Source organism: Hahella sp. CCB-MM4 (genome assembly GCF_002260525.1).
Lineage (GTDB): Bacteria > Pseudomonadota > Gammaproteobacteria > Pseudomonadales > Oleiphilaceae > Hahella.
Map to the genome: position 1 here is coordinate 1 of NZ_MRYI01000058.1, position 932 is coordinate 932.

At 48.4% G+C, this 932-nt stretch carries 1 protein-coding gene; it reads right to left on the reverse strand.

What is annotated here, in order from left to right; genetic code table 11:
- Positions 1 to 932 (reverse strand): hypothetical protein (locus BTA51_RS30345; RefSeq protein ID WP_168188333.1); only part of this gene is annotated, 932 nt, incomplete at both ends.

Here is a 932-nt window from a genome sequence, read left to right on the forward strand (position 1 = left end):
TCCACCCGAGGCCCAGGCATCACCATCGTCAAAGGATCTCCTACCCCAAGAACCGCTGCTGAACCAAAGGCTATTGATTCAAGGTAGGCCAGGTTGCTTTCATAGGGATCTGCTGACAGATTGCCTTTAGCAAGCGCCTGTCCCATTAAATCCGCATTATTCTGCCAGTTATATACACCCGAGATCATCCCATCAAACGTAGCCAATGGATAAATCAGAGCTGAAGCTACTCCGTTGAGAGCTCTAATACCTGTGGGTAAGCGATCATTAGCAGCGTTGTCGTAGAGCCTCATGAAATAGTTCTCGAAAGTACCGACTCTCGGCTCATAGAGATTTTGATAAGGTGGTAAATCTGGCAAGCCAGCATATACATTAACAGGAACAGCAAGAGATGCAGACAAATCATCTAGCGAGGCAAAGTAACTTTCTCTCCACTCCAAGTATGTCTCCGGACGTGCATGATAATCTTTGGCATTATCAGAAGTAGAGACATACATATTAGCTAAGTCTGAGAAGTTTCCTTTCTCTCTCAGCAACCTACTTCCCATTTTATTTGGGTTCCGTAAATCAATACCACCTGCCGCAATATTTTCTTCAAGGGACAAACTTCTTGATCGACCTGAGCCCCCAGCGATCCCCGCCAAGGCCAGTGATCCAATCGTACTTCCCAGCACTCCAGCCATCATGCCAACATAATCCGGGCGATAGTCTTCATTATCATATACCGCCACTCGGATTCCCTCACTCAGGGTGCCTGCAGCAATTCCGTGAATTGTCTCGCTTGCCAGGCTGCCATTCGTCAGTGACGAAAATGAGGAGTTCAAAGCGCCTTTGAGGCCGCCATCCAACAGCGCATTGCCAGTGAACCCTTTCCCTAATCCCGTGGTGGCTGTTGTAGACAGGAACGATGTTGCAACATCCCGCCAGCGGAA